This window comes from Halorubrum californiense DSM 19288, assembly GCF_000336875.1.
Taxonomy (GTDB): Archaea; Halobacteriota; Halobacteria; order Halobacteriales; family Haloferacaceae; genus Halorubrum; species Halorubrum californiense.
This window is the reverse complement of sequence record NZ_AOJK01000063.1, coordinates 71,254-97,696: the sequence shown is the minus strand read 5'-3', so window position 1 is coordinate 97,696 and position 26,443 is coordinate 71,254. Positions and strand designations below refer to the sequence as shown.

Here is a 26,443-nt window from a genome sequence, read left to right as displayed (position 1 = left end):
GAAGCAGCGACGTACAGCCGAGCGGCTGCGGCTTTGGAGTTGGTCCGAGCTATCGGCTACCACGGATGAGCAAAACAAGAAGCATCGTGGAGATCGTGAACGCTCCGCGCATTTTAATCGCCTCGCCCGCGACGCCCGAGGTAATGACCGCGATCCGGGTGCTGAGCTACAACGTCCGCTACGCCAACCGAGGCGACCACCACGACGCCTGGCACGACCGCCGCGACGCCGTCGGGCGCCTCGTCCGATTTCACCGGCCCGACGTCGCCGCGTTTCAGGAGCCGATCCCCGAACAGCGCCGCGACCTCCGGGACCGGCTCTCGGAGTACGAGTTCGTCGGACGCGGCCGCGAGGCGGACGGCGAGGGCGAGGGGTGTCCGATCGCGGTCCGGGACGACCGCTGGGAGGTCGCCGAGGACGGGACGTTCTGGCTCTCCGAGACCCACGAGACCCCGTCGACCGGATGGGGGGCGACTCACCCGCGGATAGCGACGTGGGCCCGGGTGCGCGCCCGCGACGGCGACGCCGCGCTCCGCGTCGTCAACACCCACTTCGACCACGTGAGCGCCCGCGCGCGGCGCGAGTCCGCCCGCCTGCTTCGCGAGCGGCTCCCGACGCTCGCGACGGGCGACGGAACCGAGACCGGCGGGACGGCCCCGGTCGTCCTCGTCGGTGACCTCAACTGTACACCGGGATCGGAGCCGCACCGGATTCTCGTCGGAGACGACCCACAGCGCGACGGGAACGTCGCCGAGGGGGCGGCCGAGGCCCTCTCGCTCCGCGACGCCGCGGCCGAGGCGGACCTCCGACACGGCCCGAAGACGAGCCTCACCGACTTCTCGCGGCTGATCGACAGCCGCCGGATCGACCACGCGCTCGTCTCGCCCGCGGTGTCGGTCGACGCGTTCGCGACGCTCACGGACCGAGACGACCGCGGCCGATACCCCTCCGACCACCTGCCGATCCTGACACGGCTGTCGGTGTAGGCGAGGCCACTACTCCCCGGCGTCGTCGGCGGGGTTATCCTCGTTCTCGTCCTCGTCGCCCGCTTCGTCTTCGTCCTCCTCGGCGTACTTCTCTAGGATCGTCTCGTAGCCGCGTTTCGCCGTCTCGTACGTCTCGCGGAGGTCGGCCACCGGCGTCTCGCTCGCGTCGACCCGGAGGTCGTTGTAGTACGGGTCGTCGGCCGCTTCCTCGGTGTTCTTCACGAGCAGCGCCGCGGACTGGACGTCGAGGTCCTCTCGTTTGTCGCCGCCCGCGGCGTGGCCCGCCGCGAGGGCGTCGATCAGCCGCTCGGCGAGCGGCGCGTCGCCGTGCGCGTCGGACTCGTAGGCGGCCGCGGTGTCCTCGATCGCGTCCTCGCCCGTCAGGAGGTTGCCCGCGACGGTGTAGTTCTGCCCCTCGCGGTGGCCGTACCAGTCGTTACACTCGTCGCCGGAGAACGCGAACGTCCCGTCGGCGTCGACGCCGTGGAGCTGGCGCTGGGCGCTCCCCTCGTCGGCGTTCAACAGGGCTTCCAAGGCGTCGTCGACCGCGAGCCCATCGCCGAGGTACTCGATCCCCTTCCGCCCCAACTCGACGTTGACGAGCGACTGTGTCGCCACCGCGCCGTCCGACGAGGCGAAGGGACACAGCGTGCCGACGCCCGGCAGCCGAGTGGTCACCGCCACGCCGAACCGGATCTGGTCGTCGCCGTCGTCGTCGGTGTATCGCTCGCGGACGCAGATGCTGAACGTCACACACTTAGTGGGGCGGCGTCGCGCAAAAGGGTGGGTTCCGGGGCCGATGGTTCCGGTTCTCGGACGGCGGACGCGCGGTTCGACCGCACGCGGTTCGGCGGCACGCGGTTCAGCGGCGCGCGCGGTCCGACGGCGCGCGCGAACGATCTGCGGGGATCGCGGCCCATCCCCGCCGTGGATCTCACGGGGTGCTGATAAGACCGGCCGACAGACCGTCAGCCGACCGGACAGACTCGGCAACGGCGACGCCCCCGGACGGTGTGTATCGGGTGTCAACTGGCGACATACTTATCCGTGCCAATCCCTCTCACATATATAGCCTCGGATACGGGCGAGGCGATCACCGGCACCGACGCACACCCCGACGACGCGCTGCTCGCGGCTCGACGAGTTGTTGACACGCGCACGGAGAGCGGCTGCTCCGTCCGCCGCCTCGGGCACCGGGGACGCCGCCACGCCCCCCGAGCGAACGTGATACGATGGCAGACCGACACACGCTCGAACGGCTCAGCGAGGAGTACCGGACAGAGGTCCCGGACGATCTGAGAGCGGCGCGCTCGTTCGACTGGTACCTCGACGCGCTGTACGACGACCCGCGGATCGCGCGGAACGCGCACCAGCGCGTCGCGGACATGTTCGACCACTACGGGACGCACTACGACGAGGAACGCGGCGTCGTCGAGTACGCGCTCGCCGCCGAGGACCCGATCCACGACGGCGAGAACGTCTTCTACGGCCGCGAGGTCCACGAGGCGATCCACGAGTTCGTCAACAAGGTGAAGTCCGGCGCACGCGGGCTCGGCCCCGAGAAGCGGATCAAGCTCCTGCTCGGCCCGGTCGGCTCCGGAAAGTCGCACTTCGACTGGCTCGTGCGCCGCTACTTCGAGGCGTACACCCGCGAGGACGCCGGCCGGATGTACACCTTCCGGTGGGTCGACCTCTGTTCGGTGATCGACGACCAGGACCCGGACGACGACACGGTCCGCTCGCCGATGAGCCAAGACCCGCTCGTGTTGCTCCCCAAAGAGCAGCGACAGGCCGTCATCGACGACCTCAACGAGCGGCTCGACGCGCCCTACACGCTCCGGAACGACCAGCACCCGGACCCGGCCTCGGAGTTCTACCTGAACGAACTGCTCGCGCACTACGACGACGACCTCCAGCGCGTCCTCGACGAGCACGTCGAGGTCGTCCGGCTCGTCGCCGACGAGAACCGCCGAGAGTGTATCGAGACGTTCGAGCCGAAGGACAAGAAGAACCAGGACGAGACCGAGCTCACCGGCGATGTCAACTACGCCAAGCTCGCCGTCTACGGCGAGTCCGACCCGCGGGCGTTCGACTACGCCGGCGCGTTCTGTAACGCGAACCGCGGCCTCTTCTCCGGCGAGGAGCTGCTGAAGCTCCAGCGGGAGTTCCTCTACGACTTCCTCCACGCCTCCCAGGAGTCGACGATCAAGCCGAAGAACAACCCGCGGATCGACATCGACCAGGTGATCGTCGGCCGGACGAACATGCCGGAGTACCGCGAGAAGACCGGCGACGAGAAGATGGAGGCGTTCAACGACCGCACCAAGCGGATCGACTACCCGTACGTGCTGGAGTACGAGAGCGAGGCGGAGATCTACGAGAAGATGCTCGACAACGCGGACGTGCCCAACGTCCACGTCGAGCCGCACGCGCTGGTGATGGCGGGCCTGTTCGGCGTGCTCACCAGGCTGGAGGAGCCGACCGACGAGACGGTGAGCCTGTTGGAGAAGGCGAAGGCGTACAACGGTGAACTCGAAGACGAGGAGATAGATCGGCGGAAGCTCCGGGAGGACGCCGCCGAGTCAGCCGACGTCGGCGAGGGGATGGACGGGATCTCCGCGCGGTTCGTCGGCGACGAGATCGCCGAGGCGATCATGGACGCGACCCACCGCGACCGCAGCCACCTCTCGCCGCTGTCCGTCTTCGACCACTTCGAAGCGAACCTCGGCGGGCACGGCTCGATCGCGGCCGAGGACCTCGACCGCTACGAGCGCCTGCTCGACCAGGTCCGCGAGGAGTACCGCGAGCGCGCCATCGAGGACGTGCGCCACGCGCTGGCGTACGACGTGGACGAGCTCCGGCGGCAGGGCGAGAAGTACATGGACCACGTGATGGCGTACATCGACGACGACACCGTCGACGACGAGCTCACCGGCCGGGAGACCGAGCCTGACGAGACGTTCCTGCGCGCGGTCGAGGAGCAGCTCGACGTGCCCTCGGACCGGAAGGACGACTTCAGACAGGAGGTGTCGAACTGGATCTCGCGGCGCGCCCGCGAGGGGCGCGGGTTCGACCCGCAGGAGAACGACCGCCTCCGCCGCGCCTTGGAGCGGAAGCTGTGGGAGGACAAGAAGCACAACATCAACTTCTCGGCGCTGGTGTCCGCGACCGACCTCGACGACGAGGACCGGAGCGCTTGGGTTTCGGCCTTGGTCGACCGCGGCTACTCCGAGGACGGCGCCGCCGAAGTGTTGGAGTACGCGGGCGCGGCGGTCGCGCGCTCGGAGATCGAGGACGGCGGGGACTGAGATGAGCGAGCGCACCCGACCCGACGGCGAGGGGTTCGTCGACGCGGCCGACGAGGCGCTCCGGGGGGCGTACGACCCGCCGATGAGCCTCGCGGCCTACGTCGACCGCGTGCTGGAGCGGCCGACCGCGGCCGCCTCCGGCGCGGGGTACGTCCTCGCGGCGATCGAGTCGCAGGGGACCCGAGAGGTCCGCGAGCGCGGCGAGACGCTCGACCGGTACCGCTTCTTCGACGACCCGGCGAACGGCGGGGAACACGCCGTGCTGGGCAACACCCGCGCGCTCAACGCGTTCGTCGACGACCTGCGCGCGGCCGCGACCGGGCGGGGCAACGACGAGACGATAGTGTGGATCGACGGCCCCACCGCGACCGGCAAGTCGGAGTTCAAGCGGTGCCTGGTGAACGGGCTCCGCGCGTTCTCGAAGACCGACGCCGGCCGCCGGTACACCGTCGAGTGGAACGTCACCGGCGCCGGCGCGGGCGGCGGGGGCGGTTCGGGGGCCGCGTCGCTCTCGTACGGCGACGGCGGCGACACCGGCGCGTGGTACCGCAGTCCGGTCCAGACGCACCCGCTGTCCGTCTTCCCGGAGCCGGTCCGGGAGTCGATCGCCGACGCGGTCGACGGCGACGCCTACCCGATCGCCGCCGACGTGGAACTGGACCCGTTCAGCCGCGAGGCGTACGACCACCTGGAGTCGACGTACCGCGAGCAGGGGCGGCGGGACCTCTTCTCGGCGATCACCGACCGCGACCACCTCCGGGTGACCAGCTACGTGGTCGACGTCGGCCGGGGGATCGGCGTCCTCCACGCCGAGGACGACGGGACGCCGAAGGAGCGGCTGGTCGGCTCGTGGATGGGCGGAATGCTGCGCGAGCTCGACTCGCGCGGCCGGAAGAACCCGCAGGCGTTCAGCTACGACGGCGTGCTCTCGCAGGGGAACGGCGTCGCGACCGTCGTCGAGGACGCGAGCCAGCACGCCGACCTCCTCCGCCGGCTGCTCAACGTGCCCGACGAGCGGCGCGTGAAGCTCGACAAGGGGATCGGGATGGACCTCGACACCCAGCTGATCGTCATCTCGAACCCCGACCTCGACGCGGAACTGGACCGCCACGCCGAGCGGGGCGACGCCGACCCGCTGAAGGCGCTGAAGCGGCGGCTCTCGAAACACGAGTTCCGCTACCTCACGAACCGCCGCCTAGAGGCGCGGCTGCTCCGGCGGGAGATCGCCGGGGCGACCGCCGCCGGGGGAGTGACGATCGAGGGCGACGCCGATCAGAACGGCGCGGCGTCCGGCGGTCCGGGCGTCGGTGCGGTGGCCGCCGGCGCCGACGCGGACGACGCCGGAACCGACCCGGGGGCCGCGCCGCTGTCGGTGGACGTCCGGGAGTCGGACGGGAGCGTGGCCGAGCGCGAGATCGCGCCGCACGCGATCGGCGCGGCGGCGCTGTACGCGGTGGTCACGCGGCTCGACGCCGACGGCCTCCCCGGCGACCTCGACCTGATCGAGACCGCCGAGCTGTACGAGACCGGGCAGGTCGGGCGGGGCGACGACGCGGTCACCGTCGCAGACGTCGACCTCGCCGCGGGCGACGGCCGCAACGGGATCCCGGTCACCTACGCCCGCGACGCGGTCGCGGACCTGCTGGCGACGACGGCCGACCGACAGCACCCGGATCTCCCGGTCGAGCGCGTCGTCACCCCGACGGACGTGCTCGACGCGATGGCCGACGGGCTCGTCGACGCGCCGCTGTTCTCGCGCGCGGAGGTCACGGAGTTCGAGGGACGGCGCGGAGCGGTCGCGACCCGGATCCGCGAGCGACAGCGCGAGGACGTGATCGACGCGATGCTCGCGAAGGAGACCGTCTCGACCGAGACGGTCGCCGAGTACGTCGAGCACGTGTACGCGTGGGACGACGAGGACCCGACGACGCGGGGCCGCGAGGACGAGGCGCCGGACCCGCTCGTCATGAAGGTGTTCGAGACGGAGACGCTCGGGCGGTTCGACGAGAGCGACTACCGCGGGACCGAGCCCGGACGCGACATCGAGCAGTTCCGGCGCAAGCGCGTGATCCGCGGGCTCACGCAGTACGCGTGGCGCAACCGAGACGACGCGTTCGGCGTCGACGAGGTCGACCTCGCGGAGGTCCCGGAGCTGAAGGCGGTGATCCACGCGAACGACCTGACCGACGTGAAGCGTCGGTTCCCCGACCTCGACCCCGCGGCGTGGCCCGATCCGCCCGCGGACACCGAGACGGAGCGGGTGAAGAAGGCGACGGTCGATCGGCTGTGCGAGCGCGGGTACAGCCGCGCGTCCGCGGAACTGACCAGCCGCGCCGTGATGGAGCAGGTCCGCGACGAGTGGTCCGAGGTCGACGGCGGGCGCGTCGGTGACGACCCGGACGACGGCGTCGGCCAGAACGGGGGTGAGAGCCCGTGGGACTGACGGAGGACCGCGAACGGTTCCGGGAGGCCGGCGAGACGCGCCGGGAGGACCTCGCCGAGTTCATCAGCCGCGGCGACCTCGGCGGCTCCGGGGCCGACCGGATCCGCATTCCGGTCAAGATAGTCGACCTCCCGGCGTTCGAGTACGACCAGCGCTCCGCCGGCGGGGTCGGGCAGGGCGGCGACGGACAGCCCCAGCCCGGCCAGCCGGTCGAGCCCGAACCCGGCGACGGCGACGAGGACGGGGAGCCGGGCGAAGAGGGCGGCGACCACGAGTACTACGAGATGGACCCGGAGGAGTTCGCCCGCGAACTGGACGAGGCGCTCGGGCTCGACCTCGAGCCGAAGGGGAAGCAGGTCGTCGAGGAGGTGGAGGGCGACTTCACCGACACCGCCCGCGCCGGCCCGCGGGGGACCCTCGACGTCGACGAGTTCTTCAAGCGCGGGCTGAAGCGCCACCTCGCCACCGACTTCGACGACGCGTACGTCCGGGAGGGCCTGTTCGTCGCCGGCGCCGACGTGGACGACGTGTTCGCGTGGGCGCGCGGCGAGGGGATCCCGGTCTCGCGGGCGTGGGTCGCGGACGCGGCCGCGACGCTCGCCGACGAGCGGGGCGAGCCCGTCGCGGCGCTCGACCGCTGGGAGAGCTTCGAGGCGCTCGACGACGGGGTCGACCGCGAGCCGGTCACACAACGGATCCGGCGCGAGGGGCTCGACAGCGTTCCCTTCCGCCGGGAAGATGAGCGGTTCCGCCACCCGGAGGTGATAGAGGAACGCGAGCGCAACGTCGTCGTCGTCAACGTCCGCGACGCCTCCGGCTCGATGCGCGAGACGAAGCGGGAGCTCGTCGAGCGCGTGTTCACGCCGATGGACTGGTACCTGACCGGGAAGTACGACGCCGCCGAGTTCCGGTACGTCGTCCACGACGCCGAGGCCTGGGAGGTCGACCGCGAGGAGTTCTTCGGGATCCAGTCCGGCGGCGGCACCCGGATCTCCAGCGCCTACGAACTCGTCGAAGAGCTGCTCGAAGAGTACCCGTACAGCGAGTGGAACCGGTACGTGTTCGCCGCGGGCGACTCGGAGAACGCCGGCAGCGACACCAGAGACAACGTGATCCCGACGATGGAGTCGATCGACGCCAACCTCCAGGCGTACGTCGAGACCCAGCCCGGCGACGGCGCGGCGAACGCCCGCCACGCCGACGAGGTCGAGTCCGCGTTCGGCGACGCCGACGACGTTGCCGTCGCGCGCGTCTCCGAGCCCGACGACGTCACCGACGCCATCTACGAGATCCTCAGCACGGAGTCGAGCGGCGGGGGAAGTGCGCCCGACGGGGCGACCGTCGCCCGCCGGACCGACGGAGGTGAACACAGATGAGAGACGACCGGATCGAGGCGAAACGCGAGGCCGACGCCCTCGACGAGTCGGCGCGCGAAGCGCGCGAGCTCGCCGAGCGGCTCGGCTTGGAGCCGTACCCGGTTCGGTACTGGGTGGTCGACCACGACCAGATGAACGAGCTGATCGCCTACGGCGGCTTCCAGCGCCGGTACCCGCACTGGCGGTGGGGGATGAACTACGAGCGCCAGCGCAAGAAGGACCGCCACGGGCTCGGGAAGGCGTTCGAGATCGTCAACAACGACGATCCGGCCCACGCGTTCCTCCAAGAGTCGAACTCGGCGGCCGACCAGAAGGCCGTCATCACCCACGTCGAGGCGCACGCCGACTTCTTCGCGAACAACGACTGGTTCGGGCTGTACGCCGACCGCGGGGAGGACGGCCCGAACGCCGCGGCGCGGCTGGAGCGCAACGCCGACCGGATTGCGGCGATCGCGAAGCGGGCCGACGTCGACCGCGACGAGGTCGAACGCCTGATCGACGCCGTGAGCGCCTTGGAGGACACGATCGACCAGCACAGCCCGGTCGACGCCGCCCGCTCCGTTGAGGAGCCGGGCGTCGCGGCGGACGTGAGCGACGACGCCGACGACTCGCTCGCGGCGATCGAAGACCGGATCGACGACCTCGATCTCTCCGAGGAGGTGCGCCGGGACGTGTTCGACGACGAGTGGCTCGAAGCGCGCGGGGAGGGCGTCGAGCCGGAGGAGCCCCGCCCGGACGTGCTCGCGTTCCTGCGCGACCACGGGAAGCGGTACGACCCCGAGAGCGGGAAGGCGATCGACCGCGAGCCGTGGGAGACAACCGTCATCGACGCGATCCGCGAGGAGGCGTACTACTTCGCGGGACAGAAGCAGACGAAGGTGATGAACGAGGGATGGGCGACCTACTGGGAGTCGGTGATGATGGGCGGCGAGGGGTTCGCCGGTCCCGACGAGTTCCTCACGTACGCCGACCACATGTCGCGGGTGCTCGGCTCGCCCGGACTCAACCCCTACAAGCTCGGGTTCGAGCTGTGGACGCACGTGGAACTGCGGGCCGCCCGCCGAGAGGTGGTCGACAAGCTGCTCCGCGTCGAGGGAGTCACCCCGGAGAACTTCCACTCGCGGATCGACTTGGACGAGGTCGCCGACCTGCTCGAACCCCACCCGGCGATCGCGGGCGCCGGCCCGGCGACGCTGGACGAACTCGCCGACCTCGCCGCCGCGGGCGACCCGCGCGTCGACGCCGAGGCGGTCGACCTGGCGCTGTCCGCCCGGGACGACGCCGGCACCGATCCCGGCGAGACGGGCGGCGACAGACGGGGCGACATCGACGTCGAGCGGTACCCGTGGAAGCTACTCACGCGCGAGGGGCTCGCGGAGCGACACTTCGTCCTCTCGCGGCCGGACCACCGGGGCGCGCTCCGGAACGTCTCGCGGGAGGCGCTCGAAGAGCAGGCGCGGTACCTGTTCGACGTGGACCGGTACGAGACGGCGGCGGAAGCGATCGAGGACGTCGACCGCGCGGCCGGCTGGGAGCGCATGTTCGAGGTGCGCGAGAGCCACAACGACGTGACGTTCATCGACGCGTTCCTCACGGACGAGTTCGTCCGCGAGGGGAACTACTTCACCTACGAGTACAGCCGGGCCGCCGAGGAACACCGCGTCGCCAGCGTCGACGCCGACGACGTGCGCAAGAAGCTGCTCCTCCGGTTCACGAACTTCGGCAAGCCGACGGTCGTCGTGTTGGACGGCAACTTCCGAAACCGGGGCGAACTCCTCCTGGGCCACCGGTACAACGGGGTCGCGCTCGACGAGGAGCGCGCGAAGGAGACGCTGAAGCGCGTCTTCGAGCTGTGGGGCCGCCCGGTGAATCTCGCGACGGTCCGCGTCGAGTACGACGAGGGGGCCGCCCGGCGCGCCAAGCGACGAGGCGAGGAGCCGGCGGGCACCGAGGTCGGCGTGCGTTTCCAGTACGACGGCGGCGAGGTGACCGAACACGACCTGGACGGGGCGATCGAAGAGCGGATCGTCGCGGACGAGGTCGACTACGACACGAAGCCCGACGACTGGCTGGCGTGAGACGGGGGGGACGCCGACCGCGGTAACGACGCTGTGGCTGTCGGTCGCGGCGGCGACGTGACGAGCCGTCGAAATCGAGAGCCGAAAGAGGGCTACGCCAGCGACGCGGCCAGCTCGGACACGGCCGCGACCTCGTCGTCGTTGATCCCGTGTCCCATCCCCTCGTAGATCCGCTCGTCGACGTCGGCTCCGAGCGCCTCCAGCACCGCGGTCGTCTCGTGGACGCGCCCCTCGGGGATGTGCGGGTCGACGTCGCTACAGCCGACGAACGCCGGCGTCCCGGCAAGCGGCTCCTCGGCACCTCCCTCCGTTTCGCCCCCGGAGCCGCCGGTCGCGTCCGCGAGGTAGTCGTCGACGGCGACCGTCTCGCCGATCAGGCCGCCGCTGAAGACGGCAAGCCCGCCGTAGCGGGTCGGGTTGCGCGCGACGAACTCGCTCGCGAGACAGGCGCCCTGCGAGAAGCCGCCGACGAGGACGCGATCGCGAGCGATCCCCGCGTCGACCACGCGGTCGACCGCCGATCCGACCGCCCGGAGCCCCGAGGACCGACCCGGCTCGTTGTCCGCGACCGGGGCGAGAAATGAGTTCGGGTACCAAGTGTTGCCGGCGGCCGCGGGCTCAAGGATCGCGACGTCGCGGTCGCCGGCCGACTGCTCGCCCAAGTCGACGACGCTGCGGGCGGTCGCGCCGCGACCGTGGACGAACACGAGCGCCGCGTCGGCGTCGTTGAGCGGCGTCCCGGCCGTGACCAGCGGCTCGTCGCCGTGAGGGTCGTCGCCCGCGTGCGGTCCCGAAGAGCGATCGGCCATCTCAGACCCCGACGCCGGCGTCGGCGTCGGGCAGGTCGTGTTTGTTCACGGGGAGCCCGAGTTCTTTGAGGGCCGCCTCCATGTGCCGGTCCTGCGCGAAGTCGGCGCCGTCCTCCTCGCGGAGTCGCTGCGCGGTCGCGAGCACCTCGCCCTTCCGGTCGTCGGGAATCTCGTACTTGTCGGCCGACAGTTCGATGACGAGCCCGTTGTTATCTTGGGTGTAAATCGAGTGGAAGATGCCGCGGTCGAACACGTTGTACCCCTTTCCGGCGTCTTCGAGCGCCGCCATGATATCCTCGTACTCGTCAGGCTCGACGCTGAAACACAGGTGGTGGACGGCCCCCGTGTTGACGCGCTGGCCGCGCGCGGACGCCCGCTCGTCGCTCACGAACACCGTGAGGATCCGACCGTCGCCGGTGTCGAAGAAGAGGTGCGTCTGCGAGGGGTCGTCGAGGTTGGGCTGCCGCAACACGAGCGGCATCCCGAGGAGGTCGCGGTAGAAGGCGAGCGTGTCCTCCTCGTTGCTCCCCCAGACCGTGATGTGATCGGTGCCGCTGGTGTGGAACGGTGCGTCCGGCAGCTCCGACGTGACCGGAGCCGGGTTCTCGTCGCTCATACCGATCGAAAGGCGACCGAGGCGTATAAAAACGAGAGGGACGGGACGGTGACCGGCTGACACCGATGTTATCTGGCGACCCATCGCCGAGGTGGCAGCCGTCGAAGGCCGCCCGGCGAGTCGCCCTTGCCGACCGCCCTCGTCGTCGAGTCGCGAATCACCGTGAGCGAAGCTGTTCAGCTGTGGAGAAGCGCCGTCACCGCTGCCAGACTGGCGGCGCGACGCCGAGCGTCCGAACGGCGACGGGATACGCGACGGCGATACCCAAGACGATCAGCAGCGACGCCGCGAGCCCGAGCCCGCCGAGGACGCGCTCGACGACCGCCAGCGCGACGAACATCACCGCCCAGTGGGGAGCGAGCCGTCGCACCTTCTCCGTTGCCGAGCTCATGTCGGGATAGGGATCCCGACAGATAGTGGCTGTCGGTGAAAATTGGGCGGCCGAGCGGAATCGTACGAAATGTCGGTCGGCGATCAGTACCGCGACGGGATGAACGCCATCCCGGCGAGCATGATCGACGACAGGACCGAGAGGACGAGGATGCGCGAGAGGCCGCTGTTGTACTGGTTGAACCGGTCAATCTCGGAGACCTGCGCCTCGTACGCCTCGATGTCCGACGACATCTGAAGCGTCGAGGTGTCTTGGAAGTGCGCGACGTAGTCCGTGCCGCCGAACGTCACCACCGAATGCTGCCCGACCTCGACGGTCTCGGTCTGGGTGGTCTCCCACACGAGGACCGCACCGTCGGCCGTCACATCGTCCACTGTGACCGTCTGCCCGTCGTACTCGAGCGTCTCGCCCGTCGCGTACGACTGCTCTTCGGGCGCGGGGAAGTACTCGTCGACGGGCACCAGCGTCCGGTCGCCGTTCTCGTCGGTCACCGCGACGTACTCGCCGTCCTCGAGCGTGACCGTCTCGTTTTCGGCTGCGTCGTCGGCCCCGAGGATCGCCTGTCGGTCGAGCACCTCGACGAGCGTGAACTCGGTTGCGTTCTCGCCGGCGACCTCGACGCGCCACTCGCTGTCCTCAACGGAGACGGTCGACCCATTCGCCCACGTTTCGGAGGTCTCCGCCGTGAACTCGCGTTCGAGCGTCCCGGTGATGACGGCCCCGCCGCCCCCACCGCCGTGACCCCCTCCTCCTCCCGCCTCCGTCTCGGAGATGTCGGCCACCACGTACGACTCACCGCCGACTTCGATCGTGTCGCCTTGTGCGGCGTCGACATCCGGATTGTCGAACGCAATCTGCGGACTATCGGCCGTCGCGGTCAGCGCGCCCGCCACGCCCGCGACGGCGAGGAACAGCGCGACAAACACGGCCACAGCGCGTCGTTGCATAGTTGACGCATGGGTCACCCGGTGTTTAACGGTTACTAAGCGGGTCAGTCTGTGGGACCGATGCGGACCGCTACCGAGAAGAAACGAAAGCCAAGGGCCGGCTTTAGGGCTAAGGGTTAAAGCCCAGCAAATAAAATATATAAACATAGATGGCAACACGAGATCGTATTGAGAACCTCAGAGAACGAATCAAGAAACGGTCAGGTCTTGCTGACGAGGAGCTTGAAAATGCGGACGTACCTACAATAGCGGAGGATGATGCCGAAAAACTCCTAGAGTTTAGTCGTCAAATCGACCTACTCAACTCAGAGTATACCGACTACCGGCATGAGAAACTCCTCCGACACTGTGTCATCATGGCGGAGCAAGTTGGCGGTCTTGCGGGTGCCTTAGAAGAACGAGACGACGCTGAGAAGGTCTTGCTGTGGATCAACACTAAACGAGACACACCGGAGTACAGCGAAGAGACGAACCAAGATTATCGTGTCGCTCTCCGCATCTTCGGGAAACGGACGCTCAAGATGGACGAAGTTCCGGAGTCGTTAGCATGGGTTCCAACGGGCACGAGCAACTCCTACGATCCCTCGCCCAATCGGTCGGATATGCTAGATTGGGAGGAAGCCAAACACATGGCTGTTGAGGGTACGACCAACCGCCGGGACAAGGCACNACTCCTACGATCCCTCGCCCAATCGGTCGGATATGCTAGATTGGGAGGAAGCCAAACACATGGCTGTTGAGGGTACGACCAACCGCCGGGACAAGGCACTCATCGCCGTATCCCACGAACTCGGTCCCCGAGGAGGAGAGAATCATGAAGCTCTGATTGGGCAGGTAAACGATGCTGATCACGGGATTCAGATCATTCTCGACGGAAAACAAGGGGAGCATTCAGTTACTCTGATTAACAGCGTCCCTTACTTACAGCAATGGCTCAGTGAGCACCCCGGACGGGATGATGACGATGCGTATCTATGGTGTAACCTCGACGATCCGTACGATAATGCGAGTTACCAGACGTTTCTCGGTCGATTCAAAGAAGCGGGACGACGTGCTGACATCGATAAACCCGTCACTCCAACGAATTTTCGCAAATCAAACACGTACTGGCTCGCTAAACAGGGGGCGAACGAGTCGTTCATCAACGATCGACAGGGTCGAAAATCGACATCTGACCACGCTCGCCGGTACATCGCAGAGTTCGGTCCTGAAAACGAGAACAACCAGTACGCTGAACTTCAGGGGCTTGACGTGCAGACCGAGAAAACAGAAGATCGAACGCCGCTAACGTGTCCGCGGTGCGACAAGCAAACTCCACGTGATGAACCGTTCTGTGTCTGGTGTAATCAGGCAATGGAACCCGAGGCAGTTGATAAATTGGAGAAAGAGGAGTCCGAACAGCGCCGCAAACTTCTTCGAATTGCCAAAGAAAGCCCGGAGCTTCTCGATGCAGTGGAAGAAATTGAGCCACTTATAGACACTTTAGGCGGTGACGCAGAAGTGATAGACACGGCCCGTGACTTCGTTGAGGCATCTGAATCGGACAATAAATGAGAGTTAGCGACAGGGCCACACGTATGAAGCAGAAATGTGGAATTTCATATGATTAAACTGTCTAGCTCACGCTGTTTTCGTTTTTCTTGTTTAGTCCTGACACCGAACCGAATATAGAACAGATTAAAACTACAGTACGAAGAGGCGATGCGAAATAGTTGGGTGTCGCTATTTTCGAGGAGTACCGAATATACCCGCTTGGGTCAGGTGATCATAGAGTTTCGTGTTGTTCAACAACAGACCGAAAATGATGATTGAGAATATGATTCAGTTTCAGAGAACTCTCTAGGACATACATATTAATCGAAGTTCACCCACCTCAGTGAGTGACTACAATTCAACCCTTAGTAGGTTCGAGAACTGGTCGCTGTTAGAATAGTATTGTTTGTCTATTTGAGAGAGTATGGATCGTCGAGCCAGTGGTGGCCGCTAGGACCATCCGCAAACGAGTCCCGAGACTTTCTAGGCCCACAACCCCCCCGTGCTTCGATAGGTGCCAGTAACTCCGTAGGAATAACACAATTAAGTGAATATTCTACGTACTTCTCCTCATTACGGAGCGATACATCTTTTGTAATGAGTTCTTCCTCTTCTGCTCGCTCCAACCATCTCTGAAGAATTCCACCATTTGTGTTAGCGTATTCGGCTAGCTCCTGACGTCGTCTACTCGATTGAAGCAGTAGATAAACGACCTCGTACCCAGGCCTCAGGTCGAGCAGATCAACAATATCGCTCGTTCTCATAGATCTGTTTTGAAATAATCGCTTATAAAACCTCACAAGAATTCAGATTCGAGGATTGTGAGCACATATAAATTTTTGGGGATGGAGCCGACTCCATTGTCGAACAATCACACTACCCACGTTCAGATACAGATGTATGTCAAAATCACTTGACCCGGACCAGTATGTGAATGAAAATTCAGAGGAATTAACCCGCATCATCAAGCACTCGTCTAACACCTTCCCACGAGCGCTTGCTCTTGCGGCGCTCGTGGAGTACGGTGATGATCCAACGATAGAAGCCATCACTGAGGATCTTGAACGACTTCAAGAGCATAGTGAGGGAGGGCAGTAAGTCCATCAAATAAATGCCCTCAGAAAAATATCATAAGGAATACTTGGAGAAGCAGTTCCCAGTTGAGCTCCGAGAACAGTTGCGGGCTAATGCGTTAGATCCAACTCGACTCCCAACATACGAATATCTCAACGCGAAAGGCTTCGAAACTCGGGGATTGACCCGAGCAGTAAAACGGCACTATGAGGATGAAAAGACACTACACGAGTTTTTACGAGAGCAAGGCTTTGGATATCAAAAGAACAGTAGATGGCCGACTGAGCATCAAGAAACGATTAGCCTGCTCAATGGGTATCGAGAATCTCGGAGTGAACGAAATGATGATGCGGACACGACGCTATCAACGGTTGAGTCTGCACTGAGAACGGTCCTGCGAACGGCCCAAGATATTCACGGTACGGATAATCTCTTATTCTTCGCTCGGTACGATACAGAGAATGAAAAGTACCGACGGAATAAGCAGACAGAAGCGATTATAGACAGACTGAAGGCTGAGATATCAGGTGGAGCTACCGGAAATTATGTGCGATATTTCAGAGAGTTCTATGAGTACGCAAAGCTGCGAACGCGTATTGATCAGAATCCGGTTAGCCAAGTAGAAGTCCATTATGACTTTGATACAAGATCAGAGACAGATGTCCAACCGCTTACTGATAAGCAAATCCGGACATTGTGGGAGACACTAAAACAACTGCCAGACCGTGACGTACACGCAGTTTCGGTTAAGAATCTAGCTAAGCGTCATGGGCTTCAAGAGTGGCAGGTGCGCATGATGGTTTTGGTGGTGCTTGGTATCGGTGTCGGGCCTCGCTCTCAAGAGTATATTCGGACGCAATGTCGAGAGGACTGGGTGTTAGACGATGATCCATACATCGACTTCCCCGTGAGAAAGAACCTGCCAGGCCAAGTCCCGGTTCTCGCGCATCCTGAATTACTCGATGCCTTTCGAGAGTATATGGAGGCAACACAGTCAGATTGGAACGGAAAGCCCTTCCCCAGTACGACTTCGGAATCCGGATCTCGATGCGGTAATACACTCAATAATTGGTTAAAAGCTCTGTGTGAGGAGGCCGGAGTACGACTCGATGATGGAAACTACCCTACTCTTCAGAACCTTCGCCAAACATGGCACAATCAATACCACCAGATCCTGCGAAAAAACAAGGTTCAATTACAACTGGTGGCCGAAGAGCAGGGAACACAAGATGAGCGGCAAGTGAAAATGAGTTACAGGACAGAGGATGAAGAACGGAAATCGATTCGAACGTTAGCCACACGAGATTTCGAGGAATTACTCCCGCTTTCTGAATTACCCGATGTAATGTCCGAGGTTATTGAGGTTGGGGAGTACTTTGAGGAACAAGCAGATCTTAGTGATTTTAAGAGTAATAAAGAATAGCTCATGTTTCACCGTCCGATTCTAGACATGGTATGTATTCTGTCGAATCTCAGGGTCGCACTCGCCGTCGCTGAGGTCACTAAGCGACTCAAGGTAGTCATCGACACACCAGATACTGTCACGCCATCTCCTTGAGTTGCGCTGCCAAGGATTCGAGTTCGCCCACCTCATCGATGGCACTCACCCATCGGTCCGGAAGCTGTGACGCCCCGAACCGCGCACCTGCGACCGCACCGGCAATTGCCCCGATCGTGTCGGTATCTCCACCGCGATTGACCGCAGTCACGATCGCATCCTCGGCATTCTCTGTGACTAGTCCATCGTGGAGTGCCGTCTGTAGCGAATGTACGACGTATCCCGATGTCTCCAACGCGGTAGGCGAGTCGCCACGAGCGAGGGGTTGAAGCGCCGCCACCAGTTCAGCAGGCGCATCTGTACCGACGTAGTCGAGCGCATCCTGTAACGGTGTGTCCGCGTTATCGAGCAGGCCCGCCACCGTGAGGTTCAGAATTGCACAGCCGTACGTACACCGCGGATCAGCGTGCGTGATCTGCGAGGACTGCCGACTCACCTCTACGAGTCGATCCCAGTCGTCCGCGTACGGGACGGCGAGCGGCGCGCATCGCATCACACTCCCGTTCCCCGCGTTCTGACCCTCCGGACTGTTTTCCCAGACGTGCTGGCCCGCTTCGTCCCACTCGTCACCGTGTTTGAGTCGGCTCAATGACTTCATCGTCATCCGCCCGATGTCGAACGGATTACTGTCGTACCACGCGACAAACCGCTCGGCAATATCTTTGGGATCGAACCGCTGTTGCTCCACGAGGCTTCGCGCGATACACAGCGCCTGCTCGGTGTCGTCCGTAATCGTCCCGGCAGGCTGGTTCCACGTTCCGTGTCCGATCATCTCGTTGAGCCGCCCGTGCTCAGCACGAATCTCGGACGCAGGCATAAACTCAACTGGCCGGCCAAGTGCATCCCCACTGGCCACTCCAAAGAGAACACCACGAGCTCGATCGATATCCATACGGCACACAACGCAGGTCTCAACGAAAAGTGTCGGGTGAGGGGTGCCTCTTCATCAGGAAATAGATGGAAGCCGTCGCTCAGACACACATACGGGCGAAAGTCGTGTCCGGCGAGCAAATAGGGGCCTTTGACAACCATCCCGCGGGTGTAGCTCCCACTCATTCTTCACCGTAGTAATCGTCGCTCGTCGAAGTGGAACTGGCTCCGCTCTGGGCCGCATAAGAGGCGAGACGATCATCTTCGGCGATAGCCCAATATCTCCCGCAATGACGCACGAGGCACCGGTCCTTGAGACGCGAGAGAACGGCACCGACGCTCCCTCGCTTGATTCCTGTCACCTCATGGATCTCCGTTTGCTGTGGTCTCGGCTACTTGTAATGACAAGTAAGTACTCGTCATAACATATGTGTCTCTCCACGTCGAACGTCAGTGTATGAGCGGATCAAGCTATGACAAGACGATTCAGTTCCGTGCCGGAGCCGAAAAAGAGGCCGCGGAACTCCTCGATGAGATCCACATCGGTGGTGTCAACGTGAGCGAACTCGCCCGCGTCGGCCTGGTCGAAATGCTCCGACGGTCATTAGATGAACAAGACAAGATTGCGGTGTACGAACGATACAGTCGTGGTGAGGTCGGTGAGGACGTGGCCCGTGTCCTTCTTGGTGAGAAACTCGATAGGATGGACGAGGAAAAAGAGTCGTTCGAGGCGGCCATGAAACAGGACACGTCTGAATTCCTGACGGGCAGCAGTGGCGAGTGAGGCTCGTTATCTGCCCATCTGATCAGTACAGGTGGTGCAATTACCAACGACGCCCAGCTCAAATGAATTACCGGAACAAGGACAAATAGTCAAAAAGCCTATTATCACTACTATGTGGTTTCAGGTATGCCCTTGAAGCGGCGAGTCATTCTCTTGGGCGGTGCGGCAACGGTCGGATTCGGGGCTCTTGGTTACTATGGGATAACGAGGTGCGATGAGGTCGCCTGTTTTTCTTTTGAGTTTCAGGGTGCTGACCATGTGGCTAATAGATTAGATGTTCAGCATACAGGTGGCCAGGAGACCCTACAAGCGGGTGATGTGTACTTCCGCGAGGTTGTTGTTGATTGGGAGTCCCGAGAGACAGACACCATCGCATGGTCTGAGTTAGATGATGGGATGGAGCCAAGCGACACGATTGATGACGATGAGATACGGCTCCAACTCTTGTGGGAAACGAACGTTGTGGAAATCCTGTGGCGGCAGGAGGGGGAGGAGACACTCATCGGAGCATGGGTTGACGAAGACGACGATGCTAGATAGGCACTCTTCAGCGACCAGCTGTTTCAGGTGGATATTTATCTGAATAAAGGGATTTCAATAGAGTCGCTGGTTCTATGTCTCGAAATCAAAGCTACAGCTTGAACCGTGCCAAAGCGGTCTCTTATCGGCGTCCGCTATCCTGTGAACTGGCCAGTTCAACGGATACCAGAATCGGAATTCAAATGACCGATCGGTTGCTACAAGACATGTTCAAATGACAGAGGATAGCGGCTCCAACCAAGTTCCCAGCCAACCGGTTGTTGTCCAAGAGGATACTCATCAGAACGAGATCCCTGAGAATATTGACTCAGAACTGTATTCGGCAGACAGCCCGACCAACTCGTTCCACGAATTCACAATCGAGCCCGATGATGAGCTTGTTGAAGCACTTCGCAAGAACGGCTACACGGTTGAGTTTAGGGAGCGGTGACACCCTGAATCACGTGTTAGATTGTCTCACTGAACGGACCACTTCTTATCTGAATAGCTGTTCGTATTTTTCAAAATCCGCTGGTCTGGTGAGTGCTCCCGGAGTGTGAAACACCTCGTGGTTTCGATCAAGATCGTACTCTTTCGCTACCCAATCTTTGTAGGATTCAAATCCGGTAGCGTCTCCAAAATGGTCATCTCGATTGAAATGAACCCCTGCTACAAATTCAAATGATTCCCCACAGTAGAGACAAGGCGCTTCTTTTCGAGTCATAATAGTAATATATCTTCTATCCGATGTATGTCTGCCGGTCAGGGTGTGTCTCCTTTGTGGCCTGTGGGCCGAGCGGTGAACTGTTTGTGAACCATGCGGCGCTGTATCCCCTCCCAACTGTGCTCTTCGGTCGCTTCGCTCCCTGCGTTGTTCCTTGAGAGAGGGAGCTTAGCGCCAAATATCACTTAATTCACTCTCACTCACATGTCCGATACATATATCACGAAAGTTTGTTAATAGATACCAAGCCACGCCCAACGACGTGGCGATTAAAATCATGAACGGAATACAGGACGGAGTCGCGGTCGTCACTGGCGGTGGATCGGGAATTGGTCGGCAGTCCTCGCTTCGGTTCGCTGAAGAGGGGGCAAAGGTCGTCGTCGCCGATGTCGACGAGGACGGCGGTCACGAGACGACCGAGATGATCGAGAGTAACGACGGCGACGCGACGTTCGTCAGGGCAGACGTCACCAACTCCGACGACGTCGCCGCGATGGTACAGACGGCGCTCGACGAGTATGGTGGGCTTGACTTCGCCCACAACAACGCCGGCATCGCGGACGAGGGTACTCGCCTCGCGGAGTACGACGAGGCGGAGTGGGACCGAATGATCGACGTGAATTTGAAAGGCGTCTGGCGGTGTCTGAAAGCCGAGATCCCGGAGATGATCAAACGGAGCGGCGGAGCCGTCGTGAACACCTCCTCGGTCGCCGGCGTGAGCGCGAACGGGAGCGCACACTACGCCGCCAGCAAACACGGCGTTATCGGACTGACTCGACGGGCAACAGTTGATTACGCTGACGACGGCATCCGCTTCAATGCTGTCTGTCCCGGCGTCATCGACACGCCGATGGTCCAACAGGCGGGCGAGGACAACTCTGAGGAGTTGGACCGCATCACTGCGGGGATCCCCGCAGGGCGTCTCGGTGACCCCCGAGAGATAGCTGATACCGTCGTCTGGCTGTGTTCTGAGGACGCGTCCTACGTGATGGGACAGCCGATCATTGTCGACGGCGGCTTGCTCGCCCAGTAATGTAAATTACCTGATAGCCGTCCCACCCAGATTCCTGTAGACGCTTGGTGGGGGATCAAGGAGGCAGTAGAATAAATAGCCGAATATGACGCCTGTATCTATCGCTAAGCAGTTCTCCTGTATTGGGCATCCTCACTCACCGACTACCATTTGTAGAGCTGACCCTCGTCAGGCGGGAATTCAGTCAGCTCAATATCCTTTGGGTATGGGTCAGAAACAATCTCACGGTGATCCCGAATTATCCTCGTCTTCTTCTCCTCAAAGTTTTCTACGCCGAAGGTTCCGATGTATGCTCCTTCGGGGTACTGTTCTATATCGTGATTAGAAAGAACCCGTCGTATACGTTCCCCTGCGTCGGCTGGGAGTCGATCAACGTGTCGTCTTAATCCATAAGCAACTAGCTCATCACCATCAGAACTACCCGCGCGGATGTGAACACGGGTTCGTGGATCCTTCGTGTCTATACCAATAATGTCCATACGCTTGTCTACAGAATCCCGACCAATATTCATTTCGCTGATGGGAAGGCGGGATCGACAGACTCACCAAAGGAGCATATCACCTGAAGATCGAAAAAATAGATATAAGATCTGTATTGACCAACACCGGGTCAGAATGTATCACTCGCTGAGGATTTCAGCAGAGCCGACTGATTCCAACTCTTGAGGATTGACTTGACTCACGCAGCTCGATTCTTTCGCCTTCTGCGGGTTCATCAGAGCCAATTCGTGATGTCTAGGCTGTCCCACGGTCGGGCGCGGAGAGTTCCTCGTCAATAGCCACATCGTGTCCGGCAGCGTACCCGTTGAGCTTTGCAGCGATCGGCGACTCACGCAACTCCTCGTCGCCGTATCCCGCCGCCTCAAACGCGTCCATAAGCGAGGAGACGGACCGAAGCTTGTACTTCTGATGGTAGTCCTCAGCAGGGTAGAACCGTGAGAGCTGCTCGATGCGCGTTCCGATTCCATCGGCAGTAAGTCCTCGCGTAGTCAGAAATTCATCGAGGACTGCTCGTTGGTCTTCCGTCCCAGCGAACACGATGTTCTGATACTGTGTCTTTCTGGTCTGGTGCTGTGGATTGTGCGACTCGAACACCCGATTCAGGAGGTCTCGATACGCTACCGTGTCGGGATCGAATTCGACTTGGACCACTTCCGTGTGGTCGCCTAACGCCTGATACGTTGGATCGTGTTTTGTCCCGCCGGCGTAGCCGACACGGGTGCGAACGACGCCGTCCATCGCACCGAACTGGGCATCAGGCCCCCAGAAACAGCCGATTCCGAACGTCGCCGTGGCAGTGTCCGCACTATCCATCGCACGGCGGTCGTACTCGCGTATCTGTATTTGTGTGAGAGTCATTGGAGTCACCAGCCTCGAGAGTCGCCGGAGCGCGGGTCGTGGATCCCACCGCATCTACCACCAGTCAGGCTCGCAGCCGTATATGCTGAGTGTCGAGATTCGGCGCAGTCGGCAGCGAGAGTCTACCCAGGGTGTAGAGGCTATCAACGAGAATATATTCTAAACAAACGGGATTTATGTACTGTCAGTATGAATATGAATATATGGCAGAAGAAGACTTGTCTGAAGTGGATTATGATGACCTCACAATTGAACTTGTTACTGATGAGTACAAAGAAATTGAGGGTAAATTACTAGCTGCGAGCAAAGCGGAGATCGGTAGTAAAAGAGCCGACTATCTTATTCGGATACATAATGATACACTACAAGAGAAGAGAAATTATTCTCACAAAGGTGAGATATTCTATTCCACAGAATGGACCGAACCCGGCGATCTGTACGTGATCGACGGTGGCATCAAAACTACGTATGATAGAGGTGATGACCCTATGGAACCAATTGATTGGGCAGAAGGATATACAAAAGATCTAGTTGACGAGTTCTTGATTGATATTTGGCCAGTTGAAAAAGAGAAGTCTGAAAACTAAGATCGATATCAGATGCTGTAACTCTCCCGTATTAGCCACGCTGAATCACAATTTATACTGGCTAACAAGTCCAAAAAAGCCGCTCAACACACCGTAGACCGGTCAACCCTGGTCAGGTACCGTCATCAGACGGTGGTCGTTTTGACAGTCGATCGAACCGATCTTGCGCTGCCGAGGATCGTTCTGTTGTCTCTTCAGGCTCGTACACTGCTTCCTCAATGTCTCCATCACGAAGCGTTACTGTGAGGATTGCGTCGGCGTGCTGCGCATCTGTAGGGAACTGTGCCGCGTCGATCACAGCATTCCCAACTTCGTCTCCATCGCGTTCGAAAAATACGGTTGCGTAGCTGTCTTCGACGTTGTCGATAACAGCTGTGTACGTGCCGTCAGGTAGCTCAACTGTCGGCATTAGTATCTTTCCTCCACGACACGCTCTCCATCATCAGTTGTGACTATCACTGTATCGCCATTATTGTTCCATATTGGAGAGCCGGACCCCCAGTACAGTTCGGTTTCCGTACCGGTCCCGCTCCCGGTTCGAAGCGTTAGGGTTGCTTCTGGGCCGATCGTGACGCCATCAGGGATCGTGTAGGTGTGCCCAGCGTCATCAGCGACCGTCCACCCGGAGACATCAAGCGTGTCGTCTCCCGTGTTCTCGAAGACGATGTACTCGTCATTGAGATTCTCTCGATCATCACCTTCTGCATCGGCGTTGACCTCTGCGACTGCGAGTGTCGCGTTCCCAGTCGATGTCTTGTCATCAGCTTCTATAGAGTCATCGCTCCCCCCGGAATCAATCGCACCGGTCCCAGCCCCGCCAAGCCGGTCACGCTCAGTCACCGCGCCGGTCGTCCCTGGCTCGACAGCGTCTCCATCACGAAGCGCGAGCGGGTCTGTCGGCGCAGCCGCCTGGGTTTGAACGGAGACTGCGCTCCCGTCGCTCACAAGTACGATGTCACCGTGCGTCGCGGTCCAATACGTCGGGATCGACCGATCTGACAATCGCTGTAGCACCTCATCGTTCGGGTGCCCGTACTGCGAATCATACGCGCTTGACACCACAACCGCTTCCGGCTGTACTGCATCAAGGAACGCTTCACTCGATGAACTCGCAGAGCCGTGGTGTCCGGCTTTCAGCACCGTGGATTGTAACTGCTCGCCGTACCTCTCAACGAGGTATGCTTCCTGGTCGTCTTCAGCATCACCAGACAACAGGAAGCTCGTCTCGCCGTACGTGAGCTTCAACACGATGCTGTTCTCGTTGCGCGCTTCATTTTCTAGATACGGCTCCGGTGGCCCTAGCACATCAACGGTGACCGCACCGAACGCAAGCGAATCACCCTCTCGCGTCTCGTACAGCGTCACATCGTGTTCCTCGATCGCATCGAGGTACTCGCCGTACGTTTGTGTGCTCGCGGCAATTCCGGGATCGTACACCGCACCGACTCCGTCAGCTTCCGTCTCGTAATAGTCGATGATCGCTGCGTTTCCACCGATATGATCCGCATCATTGTGTGACGTGACGAGATGGTCGATCCGCGTAATGTCGTGGCGTTGTAGATAGTCGATGACGTACTCGCCGTCATCGTTGTAGTGGCCAGTATCAACGAGCATCGTCTCTCCATCCGGCTCAATAATGAGCGTACTCACTGATTGGCCGACATTGATGTAGTGGACTTCGACGGTTCCGTTTGTCGTCGCTACAGATTCGGTGTTATTCTCTGGTGTGGACTCTCCGGGTGTCGAATCACCAGGGACCGCACCCGCACAACCAGCGAGAACGACCATTATCCCGACGACAACCAACAGCACCCCGCGTCTCATACACACCAGTCTGCCGGGAGCGTGTTGAGCGTTCCGGGTGGCGTACTCATCGTAGGATCAATGCGTATCGGCTGTGGAGCTCTAGTTTCGATCACCCAGTACTCTCCTGCCAGAGATGACACTAAGCGTCACCATCATCCCAGTCGTGAATCCTGTGCCGTGCGCAACGACGTTCACGAAGCGACGGGTCGCATCGAGTTCAACTTGGAATAACACGGCAATCAGAACCACCACGACACCCCACCCGATACCCACACGCACCCCCGCATCACGATCGTGGGCCCAGGCACGTCGCATCCGTTGAATTAGAGCTCTGTGATACGCCCCGATTACAAACAGAATTACACTCGTCACCGCCAGGGTGATTCCTGCGATTTCCGGCAGCACATCGGATGTGACCGACAGCACGGTGAGTGACGCAGCTGTCACTGTCCCTGACGCGGCCACGCCAGCCGCATACCCGTACCACGCGGTTACTGTTCCAAGCAGTACTACATACAACATTCCACCGAACGCACTCACCACCCCAGAAAATCCGCTTGCCGTCGTGATTCCCGCAACGACTTCCCACTGAAGCAGGAGTACCCAGTAATCAACGAGCTTCGTCACTGGCGGCGCAACCACAACGCACCCAGCGGTAGCGAGCCAAAACGTGCGTCGACGTCCTCGCTTGGCGAGCAGTACATATGTCGAACCGACCACAACACCGTACCACGCAACGTTCGACACGAGATGCGACCAACTATCGTGGACCGCTGCCGCGGTCCATGCTGACACCAGCGACGGCTCCCCATACGTGAACGCAAGCTCTGTCCGGAGTGACGCAGGAAACAACAGATGGATCGCAACAAGGAGACCACCCACCCCAGCCAATATCGTCGCCTCTACCGACTGTTTGAGCGTAGATACTGGTTGGACTCCACTCATTTCCGTGGCGTAGCCAAGTCAGATGGAAAAATATCAAGAAGTCTGTCAGCCACGTACTCTTTTGAGACTACCGGAGGTGGTGTGTGTTATGACGGCGTTTCTGATTCAAGTGAGCGGCCATCCCATCGAAGAAAAGGCTGCCCCTGCCTATATTGAAGGAGCCAAAGGGCCGCGATTCTGTGATGAACCTCTCCGCCACAGGGAATACTTCAACGCGAGCCCATTTTGGAAACAGGAAGGATTCGGCAGGCACGAGGCTTGGCAGACAATTTCTGCTGGTGATGAGGGACTACTCTATTGTACGAGTAGTGTCGACGAGCATGGGGCCTGTCTGAGTCATGTACTGACCGTCAGTGAAATCGATCTTAATGACCACGAGGGCGCGAGGCTCACACTTTCGACGGTTCAAGAACTTGTCCCGAAGGTTCCCTACAGTGATATCCAAGCAGAAATCGGCGGAGACACGTTGTCAGAGCAGATGCGGTACTGCGGTCAAGAGGGCTTCAATATCACGCTGATTCCCCAATCGGATGTCGATCGAATTCGTGAGCTTACCAAGCCAAAAGAGAACAACAACACGTCGACGGAGTCTCATCCAAACGAGTCACTCAGAGACATCGCAGAAGACCATTTTGGAGACTCATAATCAGATCGTCAGTGCGCTCTATTGAATTCACAGACAAGCATCAATTATATA

General features: G+C 61.2%; 26 protein-coding genes and 1 pseudogene. 14 read left to right on the top strand and 13 right to left on the bottom strand.

All coding sequences use genetic code 11. The features are described 5' to 3' along the window. The first annotated feature begins 143 nt into the window (after nt 1-143). Nucleotides 144-986, top strand: a complete 843-nt coding sequence (locus tag C463_RS12200) for an endonuclease/exonuclease/phosphatase family protein (protein ID WP_008444196.1) — start codon at nt 144-146, stop codon at nt 984-986. 9 nt (nt 987-995) lie between these two features. Here C463_RS12200 and C463_RS12195 read toward each other — a convergent pair whose 3' ends face one another. After that, a complete protein-coding gene (locus C463_RS12195; protein WP_008444194.1) occupies nt 996-1,739 on the bottom strand; it encodes a DUF1028 domain-containing protein in 744 nt (247 codons plus the stop codon). A 479-nt stretch (nt 1,740-2,218) separates the two neighbouring features. Here C463_RS12195 and C463_RS12190 point away from each other — a divergent pair, with 479 nt between their 5' ends. Genes C463_RS12190 through C463_RS12175 form a run of 4 tightly spaced genes read left to right on the top strand, consistent with a single transcriptional unit; the run spans nt 2,219 to nt 10,191 of the window. After that, on the top strand, nt 2,219-4,294 hold the full coding sequence (locus C463_RS12190; RefSeq protein WP_008444192.1) for a PrkA family serine protein kinase: 2,076 nt from the start codon (nt 2,219-2,221) through the stop codon (nt 4,292-4,294). Nucleotide 4,295: 1 nt separating this feature from the next. Further along, entirely contained in the window at nt 4,296-6,737 is a 2,442-nt protein-coding gene (locus C463_RS12185; protein WP_008444187.1) for a serine protein kinase PrkA, read from the top strand. Next, on the top strand, nt 6,728-8,113 hold the full coding sequence (locus tag C463_RS12180; RefSeq protein WP_008444182.1) for a DUF444 family protein: 1,386 nt from the start codon (nt 6,728-6,730) through the stop codon (nt 8,111-8,113). Before C463_RS12185 ends, C463_RS12180 begins: the two co-directional genes overlap by 10 nt. Next, the gene (locus C463_RS12175; RefSeq protein WP_008444181.1) at nt 8,110-10,191 is read left to right on the top strand and encodes a SpoVR family protein; all 2,082 of its coding nucleotides are present in this window, start codon (nt 8,110-8,112) and stop codon (nt 10,189-10,191) included. The genes C463_RS12180 and C463_RS12175 overlap by 4 nt, the downstream gene beginning before the upstream one ends. A gap of 92 nt (nt 10,192-10,283) precedes the next feature. On the opposite strand, the gene C463_RS12170 is transcribed toward C463_RS12175, so the two are convergent. The 4 genes from C463_RS12170 to C463_RS12155 all read right to left on the bottom strand — a co-directional run bounded on the left by C463_RS12170 (nt 10,284) and on the right by C463_RS12155 (nt 12,939). Further along, on the bottom strand, nt 10,284-11,000 hold the full coding sequence (locus C463_RS12170) for an alpha/beta hydrolase (RefSeq protein ID WP_008444180.1): 717 nt from the start codon (nt 10,998-11,000) through the stop codon (nt 10,284-10,286). Nucleotide 11,001: 1 nt separating this feature from the next. Further along, the gene (locus tag C463_RS12165) at nt 11,002-11,616 is read right to left on the bottom strand and encodes a VOC family protein (RefSeq protein ID WP_008444179.1); all 615 of its coding nucleotides are present in this window, start codon (nt 11,614-11,616) and stop codon (nt 11,002-11,004) included. A gap of 196 nt (nt 11,617-11,812) precedes the next feature. Beyond that, a complete protein-coding gene (locus C463_RS12160) occupies nt 11,813-12,007 on the bottom strand; it encodes a hypothetical protein (protein WP_049905894.1) in 195 nt (64 codons plus the stop codon). 83 nt (nt 12,008-12,090) lie between these two features. Next, nucleotides 12,091-12,939, bottom strand: a complete 849-nt coding sequence (locus C463_RS12155; protein ID WP_008444176.1) for a hypothetical protein — start codon at nt 12,937-12,939, stop codon at nt 12,091-12,093. A 717-nt stretch (nt 12,940-13,656) separates the two neighbouring features. Between C463_RS12155 and C463_RS19455 the strand changes: the two genes are divergently transcribed. Next, a complete protein-coding gene (locus C463_RS19455) occupies nt 13,657-14,508 on the top strand; it encodes a tyrosine-type recombinase/integrase (protein ID WP_204365875.1) in 852 nt (283 codons plus the stop codon). A 389-nt stretch (nt 14,509-14,897) separates the two neighbouring features. Here C463_RS19455 and C463_RS18785 read toward each other — a convergent pair whose 3' ends face one another. After that, a complete protein-coding gene (locus C463_RS18785; RefSeq protein WP_152422420.1) occupies nt 14,898-15,251 on the bottom strand; it encodes a hypothetical protein in 354 nt (117 codons plus the stop codon). 136 nt (nt 15,252-15,387) lie between these two features. Here C463_RS18785 and C463_RS18015 point away from each other — a divergent pair, with 136 nt between their 5' ends. Beyond that, nucleotides 15,388-15,585, top strand: a complete 198-nt coding sequence (locus C463_RS18015; protein WP_080510847.1) for a hypothetical protein — start codon at nt 15,388-15,390, stop codon at nt 15,583-15,585. Nucleotides 15,586-15,598: 13 nt separating this feature from the next. Further along, nucleotides 15,599-16,984 (top strand): hypothetical protein, encoded by a 1,386-nt coding sequence (locus tag C463_RS18780; protein WP_152422419.1) that lies wholly within the window; start codon nt 15,599-15,601, stop codon nt 16,982-16,984. A gap of 118 nt (nt 16,985-17,102) precedes the next feature. On the opposite strand, the gene C463_RS12145 is transcribed toward C463_RS18780, so the two are convergent. Further along, nucleotides 17,103-18,011, bottom strand: coding sequence for an ADP-ribosylglycohydrolase family protein (locus C463_RS12145; protein WP_049905891.1), 909 nt, complete (start codon nt 18,009-18,011; stop codon nt 17,103-17,105). A gap of 160 nt (nt 18,012-18,171) precedes the next feature. Beyond that, a pseudogene (locus C463_RS19760) lies at nt 18,172-18,369 on the bottom strand (MarR family transcriptional regulator); the annotation flags it as partial. A gap of 77 nt (nt 18,370-18,446) precedes the next feature. Here C463_RS19760 and C463_RS12140 point away from each other — a divergent pair. From C463_RS12140 to C463_RS12125, 4 genes are all read left to right on the top strand, one after another. Continuing rightward, the gene (locus C463_RS12140; RefSeq protein WP_008444167.1) at nt 18,447-18,773 is read left to right on the top strand and encodes a hypothetical protein; all 327 of its coding nucleotides are present in this window, start codon (nt 18,447-18,449) and stop codon (nt 18,771-18,773) included. A 126-nt stretch (nt 18,774-18,899) separates the two neighbouring features. Further along, nucleotides 18,900-19,313, top strand: a complete 414-nt coding sequence (locus C463_RS12135) for a hypothetical protein (protein ID WP_008444166.1) — start codon at nt 18,900-18,902, stop codon at nt 19,311-19,313. Nucleotides 19,314-19,527: 214 nt separating this feature from the next. Next, nucleotides 19,528-19,743: a hypothetical protein gene (locus tag C463_RS12130; protein ID WP_008444165.1), complete on the top strand. Its 216-nt coding sequence runs from the start codon at nt 19,528-19,530 to the stop codon at nt 19,741-19,743. A gap of 550 nt (nt 19,744-20,293) precedes the next feature. Next, a complete protein-coding gene (locus C463_RS12125; RefSeq protein WP_008444164.1) occupies nt 20,294-21,049 on the top strand; it encodes a glucose 1-dehydrogenase in 756 nt (251 codons plus the stop codon). A 143-nt stretch (nt 21,050-21,192) separates the two neighbouring features. Here the strand turns inward: C463_RS12125 and C463_RS18775 are convergent, their stop codons facing one another. Together C463_RS18775 and msrA are read right to left on the bottom strand one after the other, a co-directional pair. Further along, entirely contained in the window at nt 21,193-21,528 is a 336-nt protein-coding gene (locus C463_RS18775; RefSeq protein ID WP_152422418.1) for a hypothetical protein, read from the bottom strand. 256 nt (nt 21,529-21,784) lie between these two features. After that, nucleotides 21,785-22,408, bottom strand: a complete 624-nt coding sequence (gene msrA / locus C463_RS12120; RefSeq protein WP_008444163.1) for a peptide-methionine (S)-S-oxide reductase MsrA — start codon at nt 22,406-22,408, stop codon at nt 21,785-21,787. A 203-nt stretch (nt 22,409-22,611) separates the two neighbouring features. On the opposite strand from msrA, the gene C463_RS12115 reads away from it, so the two are divergent. Continuing rightward, nucleotides 22,612-22,995, top strand: coding sequence for a hypothetical protein (locus tag C463_RS12115; protein ID WP_049905890.1), 384 nt, complete (start codon nt 22,612-22,614; stop codon nt 22,993-22,995). 112 nt (nt 22,996-23,107) lie between these two features. Here the strand turns inward: C463_RS12115 and C463_RS18005 are convergent, their stop codons facing one another. The 3 genes from C463_RS18005 to C463_RS18770 form a co-directional block, all read right to left on the bottom strand. Beyond that, nucleotides 23,108-23,404, bottom strand: a complete 297-nt coding sequence (locus C463_RS18005; protein WP_008444162.1) for a DUF3006 family protein — start codon at nt 23,402-23,404, stop codon at nt 23,108-23,110. Further along, nucleotides 23,404-24,819, bottom strand: coding sequence for a lamin tail domain-containing protein (locus C463_RS12110; protein ID WP_080510846.1), 1,416 nt, complete (start codon nt 24,817-24,819; stop codon nt 23,404-23,406). The genes C463_RS18005 and C463_RS12110 overlap by 1 nt, the downstream gene beginning before the upstream one ends. 81 nt (nt 24,820-24,900) lie before the next feature. Beyond that, on the bottom strand, nt 24,901-25,746 hold the full coding sequence (locus C463_RS18770) for a hypothetical protein (RefSeq protein ID WP_152422417.1): 846 nt from the start codon (nt 25,744-25,746) through the stop codon (nt 24,901-24,903). Between the two features lie 88 nt (nt 25,747-25,834). On the opposite strand from C463_RS18770, the gene C463_RS12100 reads away from it, so the two are divergent. Then, on the top strand, nt 25,835-26,392 hold the full coding sequence (locus C463_RS12100; RefSeq protein WP_049905887.1) for a hypothetical protein: 558 nt from the start codon (nt 25,835-25,837) through the stop codon (nt 26,390-26,392). Nucleotides 26,393-26,443 lie beyond the last annotated feature (51 nt).

Bases quoted from the DNA above. Each gene is read 5' to 3' on its own strand.
- C463_RS18775 (WP_152422418.1), bottom strand. From the start codon at position 21,528: ATGGACATTATTGGTATAGACACGAAGGATCCACGAACCCGTGTTCAC.
- C463_RS12140 (WP_008444167.1), top strand. From the start codon at position 18,447: ATGAGCGGATCAAGCTATGACAAGACGATTCAGTTCCGTGCCGGAGCC.
- C463_RS12170 (WP_008444180.1), bottom strand. From the start codon at position 11,000: ATGGCCGATCGCTCTTCGGGACCGCACGCGGGCGACGACCCTCACGGC.
- C463_RS18785 (WP_152422420.1), bottom strand. From the start codon at position 15,251: ATGAGAACGAGCGATATTGTTGATCTGCTCGACCTGAGGCCTGGGTAC.
- C463_RS12135 (WP_008444166.1), top strand. From the start codon at position 18,900: ATGCCCTTGAAGCGGCGAGTCATTCTCTTGGGCGGTGCGGCAACGGTC.
- C463_RS19455 (WP_204365875.1), top strand. From the start codon at position 13,657: ATGCTAGATTGGGAGGAAGCCAAACACATGGCTGTTGAGGGTACGACC.
- C463_RS18005 (WP_008444162.1), bottom strand. From the start codon at position 23,404: ATGCCGACAGTTGAGCTACCTGACGGCACGTACACAGCTGTTATCGAC.
- C463_RS12130 (WP_008444165.1), top strand. From the start codon at position 19,528: ATGACAGAGGATAGCGGCTCCAACCAAGTTCCCAGCCAACCGGTTGTT.
- C463_RS18015 (WP_080510847.1), top strand. From the start codon at position 15,388: ATGTCAAAATCACTTGACCCGGACCAGTATGTGAATGAAAATTCAGAG.
- C463_RS12160 (WP_049905894.1), bottom strand. From the start codon at position 12,007: ATGAGCTCGGCAACGGAGAAGGTGCGACGGCTCGCTCCCCACTGGGCG.
- C463_RS12200 (WP_008444196.1), top strand. From the start codon at position 144: ATGACCGCGATCCGGGTGCTGAGCTACAACGTCCGCTACGCCAACCGA.
- C463_RS12145 (WP_049905891.1), bottom strand. From the start codon at position 18,011: ATGGATATCGATCGAGCTCGTGGTGTTCTCTTTGGAGTGGCCAGTGGG.
- C463_RS12165 (WP_008444179.1), bottom strand. From the start codon at position 11,616: ATGAGCGACGAGAACCCGGCTCCGGTCACGTCGGAGCTGCCGGACGCA.
- C463_RS12125 (WP_008444164.1), top strand. From the start codon at position 20,294: ATGAACGGAATACAGGACGGAGTCGCGGTCGTCACTGGCGGTGGATCG.
- C463_RS12190 (WP_008444192.1), top strand. From the start codon at position 2,219: ATGGCAGACCGACACACGCTCGAACGGCTCAGCGAGGAGTACCGGACA.
- C463_RS12110 (WP_080510846.1), bottom strand. From the start codon at position 24,819: ATGAGACGCGGGGTGCTGTTGGTTGTCGTCGGGATAATGGTCGTTCTC.
- C463_RS18770 (WP_152422417.1), bottom strand. From the start codon at position 25,746: ATGAGTGGAGTCCAACCAGTATCTACGCTCAAACAGTCGGTAGAGGCG.
- C463_RS12100 (WP_049905887.1), top strand. From the start codon at position 25,835: ATGACGGCGTTTCTGATTCAAGTGAGCGGCCATCCCATCGAAGAAAAG.
- msrA (WP_008444163.1), bottom strand. From the start codon at position 22,408: ATGACTCTCACACAAATACAGATACGCGAGTACGACCGCCGTGCGATG.
- C463_RS12115 (WP_049905890.1), top strand. From the start codon at position 22,612: ATGGCAGAAGAAGACTTGTCTGAAGTGGATTATGATGACCTCACAATT.
- C463_RS18780 (WP_152422419.1), top strand. From the start codon at position 15,599: ATGCCCTCAGAAAAATATCATAAGGAATACTTGGAGAAGCAGTTCCCA.
- C463_RS12175 (WP_008444181.1), top strand. From the start codon at position 8,110: ATGAGAGACGACCGGATCGAGGCGAAACGCGAGGCCGACGCCCTCGAC.
- C463_RS12185 (WP_008444187.1), top strand. From the start codon at position 4,296: ATGAGCGAGCGCACCCGACCCGACGGCGAGGGGTTCGTCGACGCGGCC.